Annotated in this window: 11 protein-coding genes; 7 read left to right on the top strand and 4 right to left on the bottom strand. The window is 66.1% G+C overall.

Annotated features, from left to right (window positions below; translation table 11 throughout):
• Positions 1-12 precede the first annotated feature (12 nt).
• Positions 13-1,122, bottom strand: coding sequence for a glycosyltransferase (locus QUV18_RS01190; RefSeq protein WP_300891410.1), 1,110 nt, complete (start codon positions 1,120-1,122; stop codon positions 13-15).
• Positions 1,123-1,406: 284 nt separating this feature from the next.
• Between QUV18_RS01190 and QUV18_RS01185 the strand changes: the two genes are divergently transcribed.
• Positions 1,407-2,975: a hypothetical protein gene (locus QUV18_RS01185; RefSeq protein ID WP_300891409.1), complete on the top strand. Its 1,569-nt coding sequence runs from the start codon at positions 1,407-1,409 to the stop codon at positions 2,973-2,975.
• 10 nt (positions 2,976-2,985) lie between these two features.
• Here QUV18_RS01185 and QUV18_RS01180 read toward each other — a convergent pair whose 3' ends face one another.
• Together QUV18_RS01180 and QUV18_RS01175 are read right to left on the bottom strand one after the other, a co-directional pair.
• Entirely contained in the window at positions 2,986-4,206 is a 1,221-nt protein-coding gene (locus QUV18_RS01180; protein WP_300891408.1) for a GNAT family N-acetyltransferase, read from the bottom strand.
• 2 nt (positions 4,207-4,208) lie between these two features.
• The gene (locus QUV18_RS01175; protein WP_300891407.1) at positions 4,209-5,252 is read right to left on the bottom strand and encodes a phosphotransferase; all 1,044 of its coding nucleotides are present in this window, start codon (positions 5,250-5,252) and stop codon (positions 4,209-4,211) included.
• Between the two features lie 1,707 nt (positions 5,253-6,959).
• Here QUV18_RS01175 and QUV18_RS01170 point away from each other — a divergent pair.
• The 5 genes from QUV18_RS01170 (at position 6,960) to speB (ending at position 12,515) form a co-directional block, all read left to right on the top strand.
• Positions 6,960-7,082 carry a hypothetical protein gene (locus QUV18_RS01170; protein WP_300891406.1) on the top strand — a complete coding sequence of 41 codons (123 nt, stop codon included), beginning with the start codon at positions 6,960-6,962 and terminating at the stop codon, positions 7,080-7,082.
• A 187-nt stretch (positions 7,083-7,269) separates the two neighbouring features.
• Positions 7,270-9,171 carry a biosynthetic arginine decarboxylase gene (gene speA / locus QUV18_RS01165; RefSeq protein ID WP_300891405.1) on the top strand — a complete coding sequence of 634 codons (1,902 nt, stop codon included), beginning with the start codon at positions 7,270-7,272 and terminating at the stop codon, positions 9,169-9,171.
• An 11-nt stretch (positions 9,172-9,182) separates the two neighbouring features.
• A complete protein-coding gene (locus QUV18_RS01160; protein WP_300891404.1) occupies positions 9,183-10,391 on the top strand; it encodes a saccharopine dehydrogenase family protein in 1,209 nt (402 codons plus the stop codon).
• Positions 10,392-10,500: 109 nt separating this feature from the next.
• Positions 10,501-11,670 carry a carboxynorspermidine decarboxylase gene (gene nspC / locus QUV18_RS01155; protein ID WP_300891403.1) on the top strand — a complete coding sequence of 390 codons (1,170 nt, stop codon included), beginning with the start codon at positions 10,501-10,503 and terminating at the stop codon, positions 11,668-11,670.
• On the top strand, positions 11,667-12,515 hold the full coding sequence (gene speB / locus QUV18_RS01150) for an agmatinase (protein WP_300891402.1): 849 nt from the start codon (positions 11,667-11,669) through the stop codon (positions 12,513-12,515). Before nspC ends, speB begins: the two co-directional genes overlap by 4 nt.
• Here the strand turns inward: speB and QUV18_RS01145 are convergent.
• Positions 12,512-13,324 carry a helix-turn-helix transcriptional regulator gene (locus tag QUV18_RS01145; protein ID WP_300891401.1) on the bottom strand — a complete coding sequence of 271 codons (813 nt, stop codon included), beginning with the start codon at positions 13,322-13,324 and terminating at the stop codon, positions 12,512-12,514. The genes speB and QUV18_RS01145 overlap by 4 nt on opposite strands.
• Positions 13,325-13,466: 142 nt before the next feature.
• Between QUV18_RS01145 and QUV18_RS01140 the strand changes: the two genes are divergently transcribed.
• Positions 13,467-15,482: a CocE/NonD family hydrolase gene (locus tag QUV18_RS01140; RefSeq protein WP_300891400.1), complete on the top strand. Its 2,016-nt coding sequence runs from the start codon at positions 13,467-13,469 to the stop codon at positions 15,480-15,482.
• The last annotated feature ends 69 nt before the right edge of the window (positions 15,483-15,551 follow it).

Raw genomic sequence — 15,551 nt, 5'->3', positions numbered from 1 at the left:
TGGCCCGCGCCCTCAACCCACCAGCGGGGCCATCTGGGCGGCGAAGCGGCCGGAGCGGGCATAGTCGTGCAGCCGCTCGAAGGCCTGCCGGGCGATGCGGTCGCGGGCGGCCGGATCCTCGATCAGCCAGCGCGCCTTTTCCTCGAAATCCGACAGGTCCCAGCGCAGGGGGACGTAGGTTTCGTTGGGCACGAAGATGTTCGGCTGGGTCTCGACATGCTGCATGTCCTGCTTGAGCAGGACGGCGCCGGTGAGCACGGCCTCGAAATCGCGCCAGCAGACCTCGCCATAGCCGAAGGGGCTGAAGCAGATCTTGCTTTGCTGCAGTTCGGAGATGAAGCGGTGGTGGCCGATGCCGGTGCCGGTGACGGTTTCGGTGTCGGGCAGGGATTCGGCGGCGGCGAGGGATTCAGCGCGCATCGCCTCGTACCAGGGCGAGCCGCCCACCGCGATGCGGGCGTGCAGGTCGATCGGGCGGGGGCCGTCGGGGCGCTGGCCGGCGGCGAAGGCGGGCAGCATGAAGTCGGCGGTGACGAAGGACGGGCCGAGATGCAGCTTGTCGCGGAAGCCGGGGGGGATGGGGAAGCGGGTTTCGTCATGCGGCAGGTCGTACTTGCGGCCGTAGTAATCCATCAGCGTGGTGTCGCCGTAGAGCGTTTCGGCATAGCGGTCGCGGTCGCGCAGGACGTGCTTGGTGACGTAGTAGTCGATCCCCGGCAGGCGGTGGGCCATGCGCAGGTCGGTGGGCGCGAACCAGTCGAGATAGGCGAGGCGGGCCCGCGGGTTCCTCTCGCGGATGGCGGCCATGGTGCGGGCCAGTTCGTCATCGGAGATGTCGAACGGGGTCTGGAAACAGACGGTGGTGGCATCGCGCGGCCCGTCGGGCAGGCCGGCCACGTAATCGGAAATCTCGACCTCGCGGATCTCGGTGTCGAGCGCATCGCGGAAATCGCGGGCGTAGTAGTGGAACGGGAAGATCTGGCTTTGCGGGATGCGCTCGCCGATGCTGAGCAGCAGCAGGCGCTTGGCCGAGGTGCCGCTGAACGGTTTGCGGAACGCGCCGCGCCGGCGCCGCTGGTGCAGCGCCGCGCTGATTTTTCGACTGATTCGCCATGCGATCATGCCGCCTCTCCGTTTGCGCGCGCAGGAAACACCCCTGCGCCGCTCATGACAAGCGGCACGTGGGCCCGCCGGGGGGCGGGTCGGGGGAGAAGACGGTTCCTGGTCATCGGTCTTTCCTGCTCGGATTGTCGCAGATAACCACGCCCAGGGGCCAGAAAAATGGCGAAATTCGGTCTTGGTGGTGGCTATCGCGCATCGCTTGGGCAGGGGTGGGAAATTGCGCTCTTGCCGTGTGGGCATGTTTTGCGTTCCATGCCGCCGAATTCCCGGAGAGGAGGCCCCACGTGTCCGCATTGCCCGATGACCCGCCGTTCCTGATCCTGCGCCGCGAGGGGGATCGGGTGGTCGCGGAGGGGGCCGAGAGCTGGGCCTCGGGCCCGCATGGCAAGGCCGCGACGGTCTGGGCCGAGTGGGCGTGGGCCGATGGCCGGTTGACCGCGAAGGTCGACCGCTACGGGTTCTTCAACCTGTTCTGGTACGAGAAGGACGGGGTTGTGGCGGTCTCGCCCTCGCTGGTGAAGCTGGTGGCCGAGGGATGCGACGCCACGCAGGACGCCCGCGCGCTGGCGGTGTTTCACCGGATCGGGATTTTCGTCAACGACGACACGCCGCTGAAACACGTGAAGACATTGCCGCCCGGCGGTGTGCTGACATGGGACGGCACCGGGCCGGCCAGGGTGGAGAGCGGCGCGCGGGTGCCCGGCACGCAGGAGATCAGCCGCGACGGTGCCGTCGAGGGGATGATCACCCATTTCCGCAGCGCCGTCGGCCGGGCGCTGGAGGAGCATCCGGGCCCGTTCCACGTGCCGCTGAGCGGCGGGCGGGACAGCCGGCATATCCTGCTGGAAGTGCTGCACCAGGGGCGGCGGCCCGAGACCTGCGTGACCTTTCACCACAACGGCGCCGTTCCCAACCGCGAGGCGATGGCGGCGCGCGCCCTGTGCGAACGGTTGGGCGTGACGCACGAGATGCTGGGCTTTGGCCGGCCACGGCTGGCCGACGCGCTTCGGGCGCTGGTGATGACCAGCCTTTGCGCCGACGAGCACGCGCAGATGATGCCGCTCAACGATTACTTCCTCGGCCGGGATGCCGTGAGCTTCGACGGGATCGCCGGCGATATCCTGACCAACCCCGACGATTCCGCCGACTGGTTCATGGGCCTGTCGCAGAAGGGCGACTGGAAGGGGATCGCGCAGGGGATGATCGACGGGCACGGCAAGGTGGTCTCGCAAGCCCATTGGGGCAAGGGGGCCGGGCCGATCTATTCGCCGGGGATGGACGAGGAGGTGCGCGATTACGTGGCCCCCGCGATCGCGCAATATGCCGATGCGCCCGACCCCTACCAGATGTTCTGGATGTTCCACCGCACGCGGCGCGAGATCAATTTCGTGCCGCAGGCGATACTGGGCCCGGCGCGGCAGGTGTTCTGCCCCTATCTCGACCCGGAGTTCGTGGAGTTCTGCATCTCGCTGCCCTACGGCGTGACCAAGGACCAGCAATTGCACAACGACGCCATCGCCCGGGCTTATCCGGAGGTGGCCGACATTCCCTACCAGGAGGGGTTCGCCGAGCCGCGGGTGCGGCGCAATTCCAGGATGCGCAAGCTGGGCGGGATGCGGGACGCCGGCCAGATCGTGGCGGCGCTGGGAGGCGAGCGCCTGATGCAGGCGTTCCTTGGTTTCGTGCGGTTTCCGGACCGGCTGACCCGGCATCACGGCGATATCTACGCGTTGCACGCGCTGAGCCTGGCCGGGCTGGATGCCGCCAAGGCGCGGCGCCTGCTGGACCTGGCCGCGCGGCTGCGGGCGCGGCGGCCGGGGCGGCTGATCTCGGACCGGTACGAGGGCGCCTAGGCCCCGGCGGTCAGGTCAGCAGGCCCGAAAGCTGGGCACAGGCGCGGGCCGCGCGGTCGGTCTTGCCGTCGCGGATGAAGCCTTCCATGCGCTTGAGTGCCTCGCCGAGGCAGAGCACGTCGAGCATGCCGGCGCTGCCCGCCTCGGCCCGGCGGATATCGAAATAGAGGGTTTGCAGGTCTTCGGCGCCATAGCTGTACTTGTAGCGTTCGTTGCCGTGGCCGAAATCGTAGCAGATGAAACCCTGGCCGATGGCCCATTCGATGGCGTGGAAATGCAGGGCGTCGCCGATGAAGGTTTCCTCGGCCTGCGTGTCGCGGCCGGCGACGATGAAATGCAGGATGCCGTTCTGGCGGTCGATGACGTGGCCCAGCGCGCCGAGCCGGCGCTCGCCCCGTTTCAGGACCGGCAGGAACAGCGCGCCGCACTGGTGCGCCGCCGTCAGGACGCTGCGGTAGTTCGCGGCGACCTGTTCGGCGGTTTCGCGGCCCTTGGTTTCGGCCCACTTGGCCGTCCAGAAGGTGAGGAGCGCGGTGATGTCGTCGTTCAGCGTGGCGTCGTCGGCATGGGTGACGTGGTAGTCGCCGGTATCGAGATGGCGGCGGCGCATCTTGTTGAACCGCTGGCGGGTGTTGGCGCTGACCTGGGCCTTGAGGTAGCTGTCGAACGCCTCGGGGAGGTCGACCTGGGGGCTGACGAGGTTGTCGGTCTCGCCCTTGTTGATCCGGTAGTCGCGGTAGCGCACGGTGAGCCCGCGCGCCGCCAGCCGGTCGGTGAAGATGCGGGCGCGGCGGCTTTGGGCGACGTAGCGCATGGAGAGGCGCGACCAGGGCATCGCGGCCAGCTTGTCGGCGGCGGCGGCGAGGCCGGCCTCCTCCTGCGAGGGGTCGCAGAGGAAGCCGGTATACTCGCTGAACAGAAGCCGGCCGCCGGCCTCGAGCTGGGTCTGGAATTCCTGCTGGCTGCGGCTCCAGTGGGTGCGGTACTTGAGCGGGACGATGCAGATCGCCTCGTCGCTGTCGACGGGGTCGCGGACGACCAGCACGCTCCACCGCCAGGGGTTCTGGCGGAAGGCCAGCGCCAGCCAGTCCCATGTCAGGAAGACGGTGGATTCCATGTCGCGCGCCTGCAGGCGCCGCCAGGCGGGGGCGAGGGCGTCGAAGGCGTCGGGCGTGTCGACGATATCGACCTGCAGGCCGGTGGCGGGGCGGGGGGCCTTGTCTTGCAGCATGGTTACGCCTTCTCGAGCATCTTCTGTTTCATGCCGTCGCGCAGGAGGGTGACGAAGACCTGCTCGGCCTCCTCGAAATCCCTGGCGATGGGGGCGGTCAGGGTGTTGCGCCGGGCGAAGAGCGCGCCGACCCGGCAGAGATGGGCGGCGAATTGCGGGTGGACGCCGGCATCGTCGTACTTGCGGATGCGGCGCATGGATTGCCAGCCGCGCTTCTCGGATTCGCGGACCACGAGTTGCAGGCGCTGGATGCAGTGGAAGGTGGTGTAGAGCGCGAGGTAGTCCAGATAGGCGTCGAGGCCGTGGCCGAGGGCCGGGTCGTAGGCGTCGGTGATGATGTCGAGCATGTCCTCGGGGGAGACCGGCCAGACCTCGTCACCCAGCAGCCAGGCCAGGTCCTCGGCGCCGTGGCGGATGCCGGAATATTCGAAGTCGAACCAGCGCAGGCGGTCGTCGTCGCCCAGCGCGGCATTGCCGGAGCGGCAGTCCCACTTGAGAAACTGCCGTGCCGGGGTGGCGATGCGGGCGCAGAGCTGGGCCTTGTCGATCTCGCGCGAGCGGCCGGCGGAAAGCTCGGCCAGGAAATCGGCGGAGTGGACGAGGTTCTCGATCCAGTCGTCGTTCTGGCCGAGATGGGGGAGGATATCGCGGAGGCCGGCCTTCTGGCCCGCCATCTGGATGCGGAAGATGGCGGCGACGGAGTCGGCGGCGAGCGACAGGCGGTCTTCGGGGTCGCGGGCGATGATCTCGCGGTTGAGGCGGCGGGAGCCCACGTCGGACTGGAACAGGATCACCCCGTCGACGGCAAGGCATTCGGGGATGTCGTCGCAGAAGGGGGCCAGCCGGCGCAGGGTGTAGGCCTCGAGATGGGTGCGCTGGAAGGTGGGGCGCAGCGTGGCCACCACAGAGCGGCCGGGCAGGTGCAGGCGATAGCTCGACCGGTTCTCGCCGCCGGGGGCGGAGATGCTTTCGACCGGCTCGCGGAAGACCTTCTCGGCGCTTTCCATGACCCGGGTCATCCGCTTGTTGCGTGTCTTCTTTGCCATGCGTCCGTCACCCTCGCGTATCGGGGCCGCCGGTGGGGGCGGCCTGTCTGTGCCTCAGGGTGGCAGGGGTAGCGGCGCAAATGGGCGGTTTTGTGGAAAGCCCGTGGCAATTCGATTCGAGGTGATTCGGTCGTGGCCCGGCCGGAGGGCGGCGGCGATTGTTCCCGGTTTCATCGAATCGGCGCGGGATCGGCGCGGACTGTTTCCGGATATCGCGGGGTTTCGGGGCGACTGTGCCGATTCTGCGCCGGAAGTTTGGCGGAATTGTGACAACGCCGTAGCGTCAGCCGATCAAGAGAAACCGTGGCCCCGCCGTTTTTCCGGGCCGCGACAGCACCTGCCGCGGAAGTCGCGGTTTCGAGTACGAGTGGAGTAGAAGCTATGTCCTTTGGTTACCGGTCACACCGCGAACACGATTACCGCGGCTCTCATCACCGCCATCACGGCTCCGGCGGCACGCGCGGCAGCTCGGCCTGCGAGAAGGCGAGCTCGACCAAGTCCTATCACAACGGCGGCGTCGAAGGAGACTCGCTGCACAAGTGGTACGACGCGCACATGAAGGACGAGTTCCGCGACGGCAAATGGGAAGACGACGGGAAGGATGGATCCGGCGGGACGAAGGGGTCCGGCGGGACCAAAGGGTCCGGTGGTACCAAAGGGTCCGGTGGGACCAAGGGTTCCGGTGGAACGAAGGGCTCTGGCGGCACGAAAGGTTCTGGCGGGACCAAGGGCACCGGTGGGACCAAGGGCTCTGGTGGCACCAAAGGTTCTGGTGGCACAAAAGGTTCCGGTGGCACCAAAGGGTCCGGTGGAACCAAGGGCTCAGGTGGGACGAAAGGTTCCGGTGGGACCAAGGGCACTGGCGGGACCAAGGGTTCCGGTGGCACCAAGGGGTCTGGCGGGACCAAGGGTTCCGGCGGCACCAAGGGTTCTGGTGGGACCAAGGGTTCCGGTGGGACCAAAGGCTCCGGTGGGACCAAGGGGTCTGGCGGGACCAAGGGTTCCGGCGGCACCAAGGGGTCTGGCGGGACCAAGGGTTCCGGCGGCACCAAGGGTTCTGGTGGGACTAAGGGTTCCGGCGGCACCAAGGGTTCTGGTGGGACGAAGGGTTCCGGTGGCACCAAAGGCTCCGGTGGGACCAAGGGGTCCGGTGGCACCAAAGGCTCCGGTGGGACCAAGGGGTCCGGTGGAACGAAGGGTTCCGGCGGCACCAAGGGCTCAGGTGGGACGAAAGGTTCCGGTGGGACTAAGGGGTCCGGTGGAACGAAGGGTTCCGGTGGGACCAAGGGCTCTGGCGGGACGAAGGGTTCCGGTGGCACCAAAGGTTCCGGTGGGACCAAGGGGTCCGGTGGAACGAAGGGTTCCGGTGGGACCAAAGGTTCTGGTGGGACCAAAGGCTCCGATGGCACCAAAGGTTCCGGTGGGACCAAGGGGTCCGGTGGAACGAAGGGTTCCGGTGGGACCAAAGGTTCTGGTGGGACCAAAGGCTCCGATGGCACCAAAGGTTCTGGTGGGACCAAAGGCTCCGGCGGCACCAAGGGGTCCGGTGGGACCAAAGGCTCCGGCGGCACCAAGGGCACCGGCGGGACCAAAGGGTCCGGCGGCACCAAAGGTTCCGGTGGGACCAAGGGCACTGGCGGCACCAAGGGGGACGAGTATGTCCAGGCCGGCACGTCCCTGCCTGCCTTCACGCCGCATGACGACGACATGGGCGAACTGACCGACGAGGACGTTCAGGCGCTGATGAACCAGGAGGTGCCCGAGCACGGCACCGGCGGCACCTATGCCCGGATGGAGATGGACGACGAACTGGACCACATGGACGTCTGATCCCGAACGGCACTGAAACACCGACGGCGGCGGTCTTGCGATGAGCAGGCCGCCGCCGCTTTTCTTTTCGCCGCCATGCATCGCGGCGTGACTGGACGCTTGGAAAGGCTAGCTGTTATCCGTATAAGCCGGGCGACGCCGGGCGGCACACGCCCTGACCCCGCCGATAGCAGGAAAGGCCGCTTTCATGGATCAGTCGCGTCCCGTTCCCGAGGATATCTATGGTGTCGAGAGGTGGAGCCGGGGGCTGATCACCGTGACGGCCGAGGGCGAGATCGCGCTGTGCGACCCGGCGCATCCCGACGCGCCGCCGATTCCGCTGCCCGGTATCCTGCATGACCTCGACGAGCGGGGGATCGCCGCGCCTTTGCTGTTGCGGGTGAGTTCGTTCCTCGAGGCCGAGATCAAGCACCTGAACCAGAGCTTTGCCGATGCCATCGCGCGGATGAATTACAAGGCGCCCTACAGGGGCGTCTTCCCGATCAAGGTGAACCAGCAGGCGCAGGTGATCGACCGGATCGTCGATTTCGGCAAGCCCTACCAGTACGGGCTGGAGGCCGGGTCGAAGCCCGAGCTGGTGATCGCGCTGGCGCATCGGCTGTCGAAGGAGGCGCTGATCGTCTGCAACGGGGTGAAGGATGCCGAGTTCGTGCGGCTGGCGATCCTGTCGCGGCGGCTGGGGTTCAACACGGTGATCGTGCTGGAAAGCCCGAAGGAGGCCGAGACGGTCATCGAGGTGAGCCGCGAGCTGGGCGAGGAGCCGTTACTTGGCGTGCGGGTGAAGCTGACCCAAAAGATCGGCGGCAAGTGGCAGGAAAGCTCGGGCGACCGGTCGGCGTTCGGGATGAATTCGGACCAGTTGTTGCGGGTCGTGGACCGGCTGCGCGAGGAAGGCTTGCTGCATTGCCTGAAGCTGCAGCATTCGCACCTGGGCAGCCAGGTGCCCGACGTGATCGACGTGCGTCGGGCGGTGGCCGAGGCGTGCCGGTATTTCGTGGCGCTGACGGCCGAGGGGGCGCCGCTGACGCACCTGGACCTGGGCGGTGGCCTGGGTGTCGATTACACCGGCGAGAAGAAGGCCAGCGAGAATTCGATCAACTACACGGTCGAGGAATATTGCCACAACATCGTCGAGACCGTGACCTACGCGATGGACGAGGCCGGGCTGACCCATCCGGTTCTGGTGACGGAAAGCGGGCGGGCGTTGGTGGCGACGTCTTCGATGCTGATCTTCGAGGCGATGGAGAGCACGATCTACGATGCGCCCGACACGCCGGAGCCGGAGGAGGACGACCATCACCTCGTGTCCGACCTTGCGGCGGTGGCGGGCTACCTTGGCCCGCAGAGGGTTCAGGAATGCTGGAACGACGCCATTTACTATCGCGACGAGCTGCGGGCGTTGTTCCGGCGGGGCGTGGTCGACCTGCGGCAGATGGCGCGGGGCGAGCGAATATACCTTTCTCTGATGTCGCGGATCAAGGGGATCGTGGCGGCGCAGGGGGAGGAGAGCGACCTGGGCGAGGACATGCAGAAGATCGCGGATGTGTATCACTGCAACTTCTCGCTGTTCCAGTCGCTGCCGGATGTCTGGGCGATCGACCAGCTGCACCCGATCGTGCCGCTGCAGATGCTGGACGTGGCGCCCGATCGGCGGGCGGTGCTGTCGGACATCACCTGTGACAGTGATGGCAAGATCGACCGGTTCATCCTGGGCGACGGGATTGCGCCCTCGCTGCCGGTGCATTCGCTGCCCGAGGACAGGCCCTATTACTTCGGCGTGTTCTTCGTGGGCGCCTACCAGGAGACGCTGGGCGATCTGCACAACCTCTTCGGCGATACCAACGTGGTGACGATCGACCTGCGCCCCGATGGCGGGTTCGACCTGTTGCACGAGCAGGAGGGCGATACGATTGCCGAGGTGATGGCCGCGGTGGAGTTCGACCCGAACGATTGCGTCGCCGCCTTCCGCAAGATGGTGGACGAGGCGACATCGGCCGGCACGGTCAAGACCAGCGAACGCAAGCTGTTGATGGATGCCTATCGCGACTCGATCAACGGCTATACCTATTACGAGAGACATTCAGGCTGAGGAGAAGACCCATGAGCAAGACGCTAGTTGTGGGCGCCGGCGGCGTCAGCCATGCCGCGGTGCACAAGATGGCGATGAACAGCGATATCTTCACGGATATCACGCTGGCCAGCCGGACGAAGGCGAAATGCGATGCGATTGCCAAGAGCGTGAAGGAGCGGGTGGGGGTCGAGATCAAGACCGCCCAGCTTGACGCGATGGACGTGGCGGCGACGGTTGCGCTGATCAAGGAGACGGGGGCCGAGCTTCTGGTGAACCTCGCGCTGCCTTACCAGGACCTGAAGCTGATGGATGCCTGTCTCGAAGCCGGGTGCCATTACCTCGATACGGCCAACTACGAGCCGGAGGACGAGGCGAAGTTCGAATACAAGTGGCAATGGGCCTACCAGGACAAGTTCAAGGAAGCCGGCCTGGTGGCGATCCTCGGCTCGGGGTTCGACCCGGGGGTGACGAGCGTGTTCGCCACGTGGCTCAAGAAGCACAAGTTGAAGTCGATCCGGCAGATCGACGTTCTGGACGCCAATGGCGGCTCGAACGACCAGGCGTTCGCCACCAACTTCAACCCCGAGATCAACCTGCGCGAGGTGCTGCAGGAGGCCAAGCACTGGGAAGGCGGCGAGTGGAAGTTCACGCCGGCGATGACGCACAAGGTGGAGTTCGACTTTCCCGGCATCGGGCCGAAGAACATGTACCTGATGTATCACGAGGAGCTGGAGAGCCTGTCCAAGCACTTCCCCGAGATCGAGCGGGCGCGGTTCTGGATGACCTTTGGCGATGCCTACATCATGCATGCCAAGGTGCTGGAGAATGTCGGCATGACCCGGATCGACCCGGTGATGCATAACGGGGTCGAGATCATCCCGATCCAGTTCCTGAAGACGCTGCTGCCCGATCCGGGCGATCTGGGCGAACAGACCAAGGGCAAGGCCTGCATCGGTGACATCGCGACGGGCGAGTCGCTCGAGGGCGGCGAGAAGACCTATTACATCTACAACATCTGCGACCACGAGGAGTGTTACCGCGAGGTCGGGAGCCAGGCGGTGAGTTATACCACCGGCGTTCCGGCGATGATCGGGGCGGCGCAGGTGCTGAAGGGCAACTGGGTCGAGCCGGGGGTCTGGAACATGGAGCAGCTCGACCCGGATGACTTCATGGACATGCTGAACACGCAGGGCCTGCCGTGGCAGGTGCATGAGCTTGGCGGGCCGGTGGAGTTCTGAGGGCGCCGGGGCTGAGGCCAGAGGCCCCGGGTCAGGCCCGGGGCGGGTGTTTCTTGGGGGTCCCGGATTGACTGTCCGGGACCTTGCCCTTTGACGGAAGGAGCGACAGATGGCCGGGATGATGCAGACACAGGCCGGTGAGGCCGGGGCGTTTCTCGACTTCGACCTGAGCCGCGTGCCGAGCCCCTGTTTCGTGGTGGACGCGGCGGCGGTGGAAAGGAACCTGTCGGTTCTGGCCGAGGTGTCGGAGCGGTCGGGGGCGCATGTGCTGTCGGCCTTGAAGGCGTTCTCGATGTTCGCGCTGGCGCCGATGGTGCGGCAGTATCTCGGCGGCACCTGTGCCAGCGGCATTTACGAGGCACGGCTGGGGCGCGAGGAATATGGCGGCGAGGTTGCTACCTTCTGTGCCGGCTACAAGGACAGCGAGATCGACGAGATCATTGCGCTGTCGGATCACGTGATCTTCAACAGCCCGGAGCAGAAGGCGCGGTTTCTGGCCAAATGCCAAGAGGCCGGGCGGCAGGTGGGCCTGCGCATCAACCCCGAGCATTCCGAGGGCGAGGTCGAGAAATACGACCCCTGCGCGCCCTGTTCGCGGCTGGGGACGCCGGTGAGCCAGTTGAACGCCGAGGCGCTGGAGGGCGTCGACGGGCTGCACATGCATACGCTCTGCGAGCAGGGGGTGGAGCCCTTGCTGCGCACGTGGGAGGCGGTTGAGCCGCGGTTGCAGCCGTGGCTTAACGATCTGAAATGGCTGAACTTTGGTGGCGGACACCATATTTCGCGCGGGGATTACGACCGGGATACCTTGGTCGATTTCATCAAGTATATCCGCGAGACCTATGGGGTGGACGTCTACCTTGAACCGGGCGAGGCGGTGGCGCTGGATGCCGGGATACTGGTGGGCGAAGTGCTCGACCTGCCGGTGAACGGGATGCCGCTGGCGATCACCGATATCTCCGCCACCTGCCACATGCCCGACGTGATCGAGGCGCCCTATCGGCCCGCGCTGATGGGGGAGGCCGAAGCGGGGCAGACCTATCGGCTGGGCGGGCCGTCCTGTCTGGCCGGTGACGTGATCGGGGAATATACCTGGGCACATCCGCTGAAGATCGGCGACCGGTTCGCCTTCCTTGACCAGGCGCATTACTCGATGGTCAAGACCAACACGTTCAACGGCGTGCCGCTGCCGGCGATTGCGTTGTGGGACAGCCGGACGGACGAGCTGCGGATGATCCGCGAATTCGGCTACGAGGATTTCAGGGGGCGGTTGTCATGAGCGTGTTTCTCGACAGCGAATTGACCGAGGCGGAGCGGGGCGAGGATGCGCGGTTTCGCGTGATCCCGGTGCCCTTGGAGCGGACGGTGTCTTACGGGGCCGGGACGGCCAAGGGGCCGGCGGCGATCATCGAGGCGTCGAACGAATTGGAGCGGTTGGTTGGGACTGCGGAACCTTGCGCGGACGGGATTTTCACCGAAGCGCCCGTCGATTGCGACGGGCCGTTGCCGGAGGTGATGGAGCGGCTGGCCAAGCGGACGGAAGCGGCAGTGAAAGCGGGCCGGATGCCGGTGACGCTGGGGGGCGAGCATTCGCTGAGCTATGGCGCGGTAAGTGGCGTGGCAAGGGCGCTGGGCCAGCCGGTGGGGCTGGTGCAGATCGACGCCCATGCGGATCTGCGGATCGCCTACCAGGGGGAGAAACATTCGCACGCCTCGGTGATGCATCTGTTGGCCGAGGATGGGGTCAGGCTGGCGCAGTTCGGCGTACGGGCGCTCTGTCAGCAGGAGGTGGAGAGCCGCGACCGGAACGGGGTGTTCTTCGCCGATGCCGAGGAGTTGGTGACGGGGAATATCCACGCGGTCGACCTGCCGGAGGATTTCCCGGAGCTGGTCTATGTCAGCTTCGACGTGGACGGGCTCGACCCCTCGCTGATGCCCGCCACGGGCACGCCGGTGCCGGGGGGGCTGGGCTATTACCAGGCGCTGCAGCTGGTGGAGCACGCGCTGAAGGGGCGGCGCTGCGTGGGGTTCGACGTGGTGGAACTGGCGCCTGACGGCAACACGGCGTGGGATTTCACCACGGCGCAGATCGTCTACCGGCTGATGGCGGGCTGCCGCCCCTAGGGCGCCTCGATTTCCAGCACGAAATCGCCCGGCTCGATGGTGTTGACGATGGCGCTGGCGATGTCGTCGCGGATGGCGCCGGTGGAGGGGTCGAAGAGGCCGGTCTGGCGCAGGGCCTGTTTCACGTCGATGTTGCGGCCGAGGTATTCCAGCGCCACGCGGGAGGCGCCGGGTTTGCGGCCGCGGCGCGTGGGCCCGCCGGTCTGGATGCCGTAGAGACAGTCGAGCCGGTGCTGGTAGCTGGGGTAGAGCGTCATCTGGGTGATCGAATTCACCTCGAGGCTTTCGTATTCCATGATGTAGATCCGGTCGGCCAGGAAGAAGACCAGCCCCTCGTACTTGTTCAGCCCGGTGGTGCGGCCGGTGGACTGGTCGCGCAGGATCTCGATGTTCTTCCAGTAATAGCGCCCCTCCTCGCGGTAGATGGTGGCAAGCGAACGGAAGACCATGCCCTTGTTGCCGAAGGAATAGAAGTAGCGGAAGTAGAAGCCGGTGTATTTCTGCAGGTCCTGCGAGTGGCCATAGAGGGTTTGCAGGTGGGTGAGGGGGCGTTCCAGTTCGGTCCGTTCGACGGGGCGGCGGCGCAGGGTGATCATCTGCTCGAACTGGGCATGCTCCATCAGGATCTCGGATTCGGTGACGCCGAAATAATCGCAGATGCGCCTCATGTTGTGGCGTGACGGGCGTGACTGGCCGTTGAGGTAGCGGTTGAACTGTTGCCGGTTCAGTTTGAGCTTGCGGCAGACCTCGGCAATGGAGCGTTGATAGCTGCACAGGAGGTTGAGGTTGGCGCTGAAGTCGGTAGCCATGTGTCTATCGCATACTGAAGTCAGAACAGTGTCAAGTCACGAAACCCCGCGAAATTGGAATGCGGGTCGATCTCGGCGAGGCTCGGGCCCGGAAACGGGCCGGCAGTGCCCGGGATTTGCGCGCGACAGGGAGTGCCCAGAGATGAAGAACGAGTATCCGCAGGACATCGAAATCATCCCCCATACCACCGTTCCGATGCCCGATGGCTGCAAGCTGGCGGCGCGGATCTGGCGGCCGGTGACGGCGGTGGATCAGCCGGTGCCGGTGATCCTCGAATACCTGCCCTATCGGAAGAACGACCTGACCGCGAAACGGGATGCGACGATGCAGCCGCACCTGGCGGCGCATGGCTATGCCGTGGTGCGGCTCGACCTGCGCGGGGCGGGGGATTCGGAAGGGCTGATGGTGGATGAATACACCCCGCAGGAGTTGCAGGACGGCTGCGACGCCATCGCCTGGCTGGCCGAGCAGCCGTGGTGCGACGGCAATGTCGGCATGATCGGGATTTCCTGGGGCGGGTTCAACGGGCTGCAGATCGCCGCGATGCAGCCGCCGGCGCTGAAGACGATCATCACGCTGTGCTCGACCGATGACCGCTATGCCGACGATATCCACTACATGGGCGGCTGCATGCTGACCGAGCAGTTGGGCTGGGCGTCGATCATGTTCGGGCGCAACACCCTGCCGCCCGACCCGGAGAACGTGGGCGAGGCGTGGCGCGAGATGTGGCGCGAGCGGCTGCGGGGCAGTGGCCTGTGGCTGAAGACCTGGCTGGAGCATCAGCGGCGCGACGATTTCTGGAAGCACGGCTCGATCTGCGAGGATTGGTCGAAGGTGCAGATCCCGGTCTATGCCGTTTCGGGCTGGGCCGATGGCTATTGCCGGTCGGTGTTCCGGCTGGTCGAGAACCTGCCCGGCCCGGCCAAGGGGCTGGTGGGCCCCTGGGCGCACCGGTATCCGCATATCGGCCAGCCCGGCCCGGCGATGGATTTCCTGAGCGAGGAGCTGCGCTGGTGGGATCACTGGCTGAAGGGCGAGGCGACCGGCATCATGGACGAGCCGCCCTTGCGGCTTTACATGCAGGACAGCGTGCCGCCCGCCGGGTGGTATGAAAGCCGCCCCGGCCGCTGGGTGGCGGAACCGTCCTGGCCCTCGCCCAACATCACGCGGACGCCGTTCCATCTTGGGGCGGACGGGGCGCTGTCGCCCGGGGAACCGGGGGCGAAGGGCACGCTCGAGCATCACTCGCCGCTCTGGGTCGGCATGGGGTCGGGGAAATGGTGCGCCTATTCCTCGCCCGGGGATGCGCCGATCGACCAGCGGCGCGAGGATGCCGGCAGCCTGTGTTTCGAGACCGCGCCGCTGACCGAACCGCTGGAGATGGCGGGCGATGCCAACGTGGTGCTGCGCGTGTCGGTCGACAGGCCGGTGGCGACACTGGGTGCGCGAATCTGCGACGTGGCGCCCGACGGCGCCTCGACGCGTGTCAGCTTCGGGGTGTTCAACCTGACCCACCGCGACAGCCACGAGACGCCGGAGATGCTGGAGCCCGGCAAGGTCTACGAGATCACCATCCCGATGAAGCACGTGGCGCAGAACTTCCCTGTCGGGCACCGCCTGCGGCTGGGCCTGTCGACCAGCTATTTCCCGATGATCTGGACCGCGCCCGAGGCCGTGACGATGACGGTGCATACCGAGGGCAGCTACCTGGAAATGCCCCTGCGCACGCCCTCGGCGGAAGATGACAGGCTTGCCGAATTCGCGCCCGCCCAACTGCCGCCGCCGCTGCCGATCGAGGAGCTGGAGCCGGTGGAGGAATACCAGCGCATCCTCGAGGACGCCGCGACCGGCAAGGTCGAGATGCAGATGGGCGACGGCAGCGGGCGGCTGCGCTACCTCGACAACGACCTGACCCTTCATGAGCAGGGGTATGAGCGGTACTCGGTCACGGGCGACGACCCGGATACCACGACGGGCGAGACCGAGTGGTATTTCGAGGTCTCGCGCGACGGCTGGTCGGTGCGGACCGAGACCAAGACCAAGCTCACCTCGGATGCCCATGATTTCCACATCTCGGCCCGGATGCGGGCCTGGGAGGGCGAGACGCTGATCGAGGACCTGACATGGGAAGAGACGATCGCGCGGGACTTCCAGTAATTTCGCCAATTAGCGCGAACATAGCGTCACTTCGCGAAATCACGCGAAATGGATCGCGAAACCGCGCAA

The organism is Roseovarius sp. (assembly GCF_030373445.1).
In the GTDB taxonomy this organism is placed as follows: Bacteria; Pseudomonadota; Alphaproteobacteria; order Rhodobacterales; family Rhodobacteraceae; genus Roseovarius.
The sequence above is the reverse complement of the archived record's forward strand: the minus strand, read 5'-3'. Positions and strand labels throughout refer to the sequence as shown.

Excerpts from the sequence above, each read along its gene's own strand:
- QUV18_RS01190 (WP_300891410.1), bottom strand. The coding sequence starts at position 1,122 with ATGATCGCATGGCGAATCAGTCGAAAAATCAGCGCGGCGCTGCACCAG.
- QUV18_RS01180 (WP_300891408.1), bottom strand. The coding sequence starts at position 4,206 with ATGCTGCAAGACAAGGCCCCCCGCCCCGCCACCGGCCTGCAGGTCGAT.
- QUV18_RS01175 (WP_300891407.1), bottom strand. The coding sequence starts at position 5,252 with ATGGCAAAGAAGACACGCAACAAGCGGATGACCCGGGTCATGGAAAGC.
- QUV18_RS01170 (WP_300891406.1), top strand. The coding sequence starts at position 6,960 with ATGGGCGAACTGACCGACGAGGACGTTCAGGCGCTGATGAACCAGGAG.
- speA (WP_300891405.1), top strand. The coding sequence starts at position 7,270 with ATGGATCAGTCGCGTCCCGTTCCCGAGGATATCTATGGTGTCGAGAGG.
- QUV18_RS01160 (WP_300891404.1), top strand. The coding sequence starts at position 9,183 with ATGAGCAAGACGCTAGTTGTGGGCGCCGGCGGCGTCAGCCATGCCGCG.
- nspC (WP_300891403.1), top strand. The coding sequence starts at position 10,501 with ATGGCCGGGATGATGCAGACACAGGCCGGTGAGGCCGGGGCGTTTCTC.
- speB (WP_300891402.1), top strand. The coding sequence starts at position 11,667 with ATGAGCGTGTTTCTCGACAGCGAATTGACCGAGGCGGAGCGGGGCGAG.
- QUV18_RS01145 (WP_300891401.1), bottom strand. The coding sequence starts at position 13,324 with ATGGCTACCGACTTCAGCGCCAACCTCAACCTCCTGTGCAGCTATCAA.
- QUV18_RS01140 (WP_300891400.1), top strand. The coding sequence starts at position 13,467 with ATGAAGAACGAGTATCCGCAGGACATCGAAATCATCCCCCATACCACC.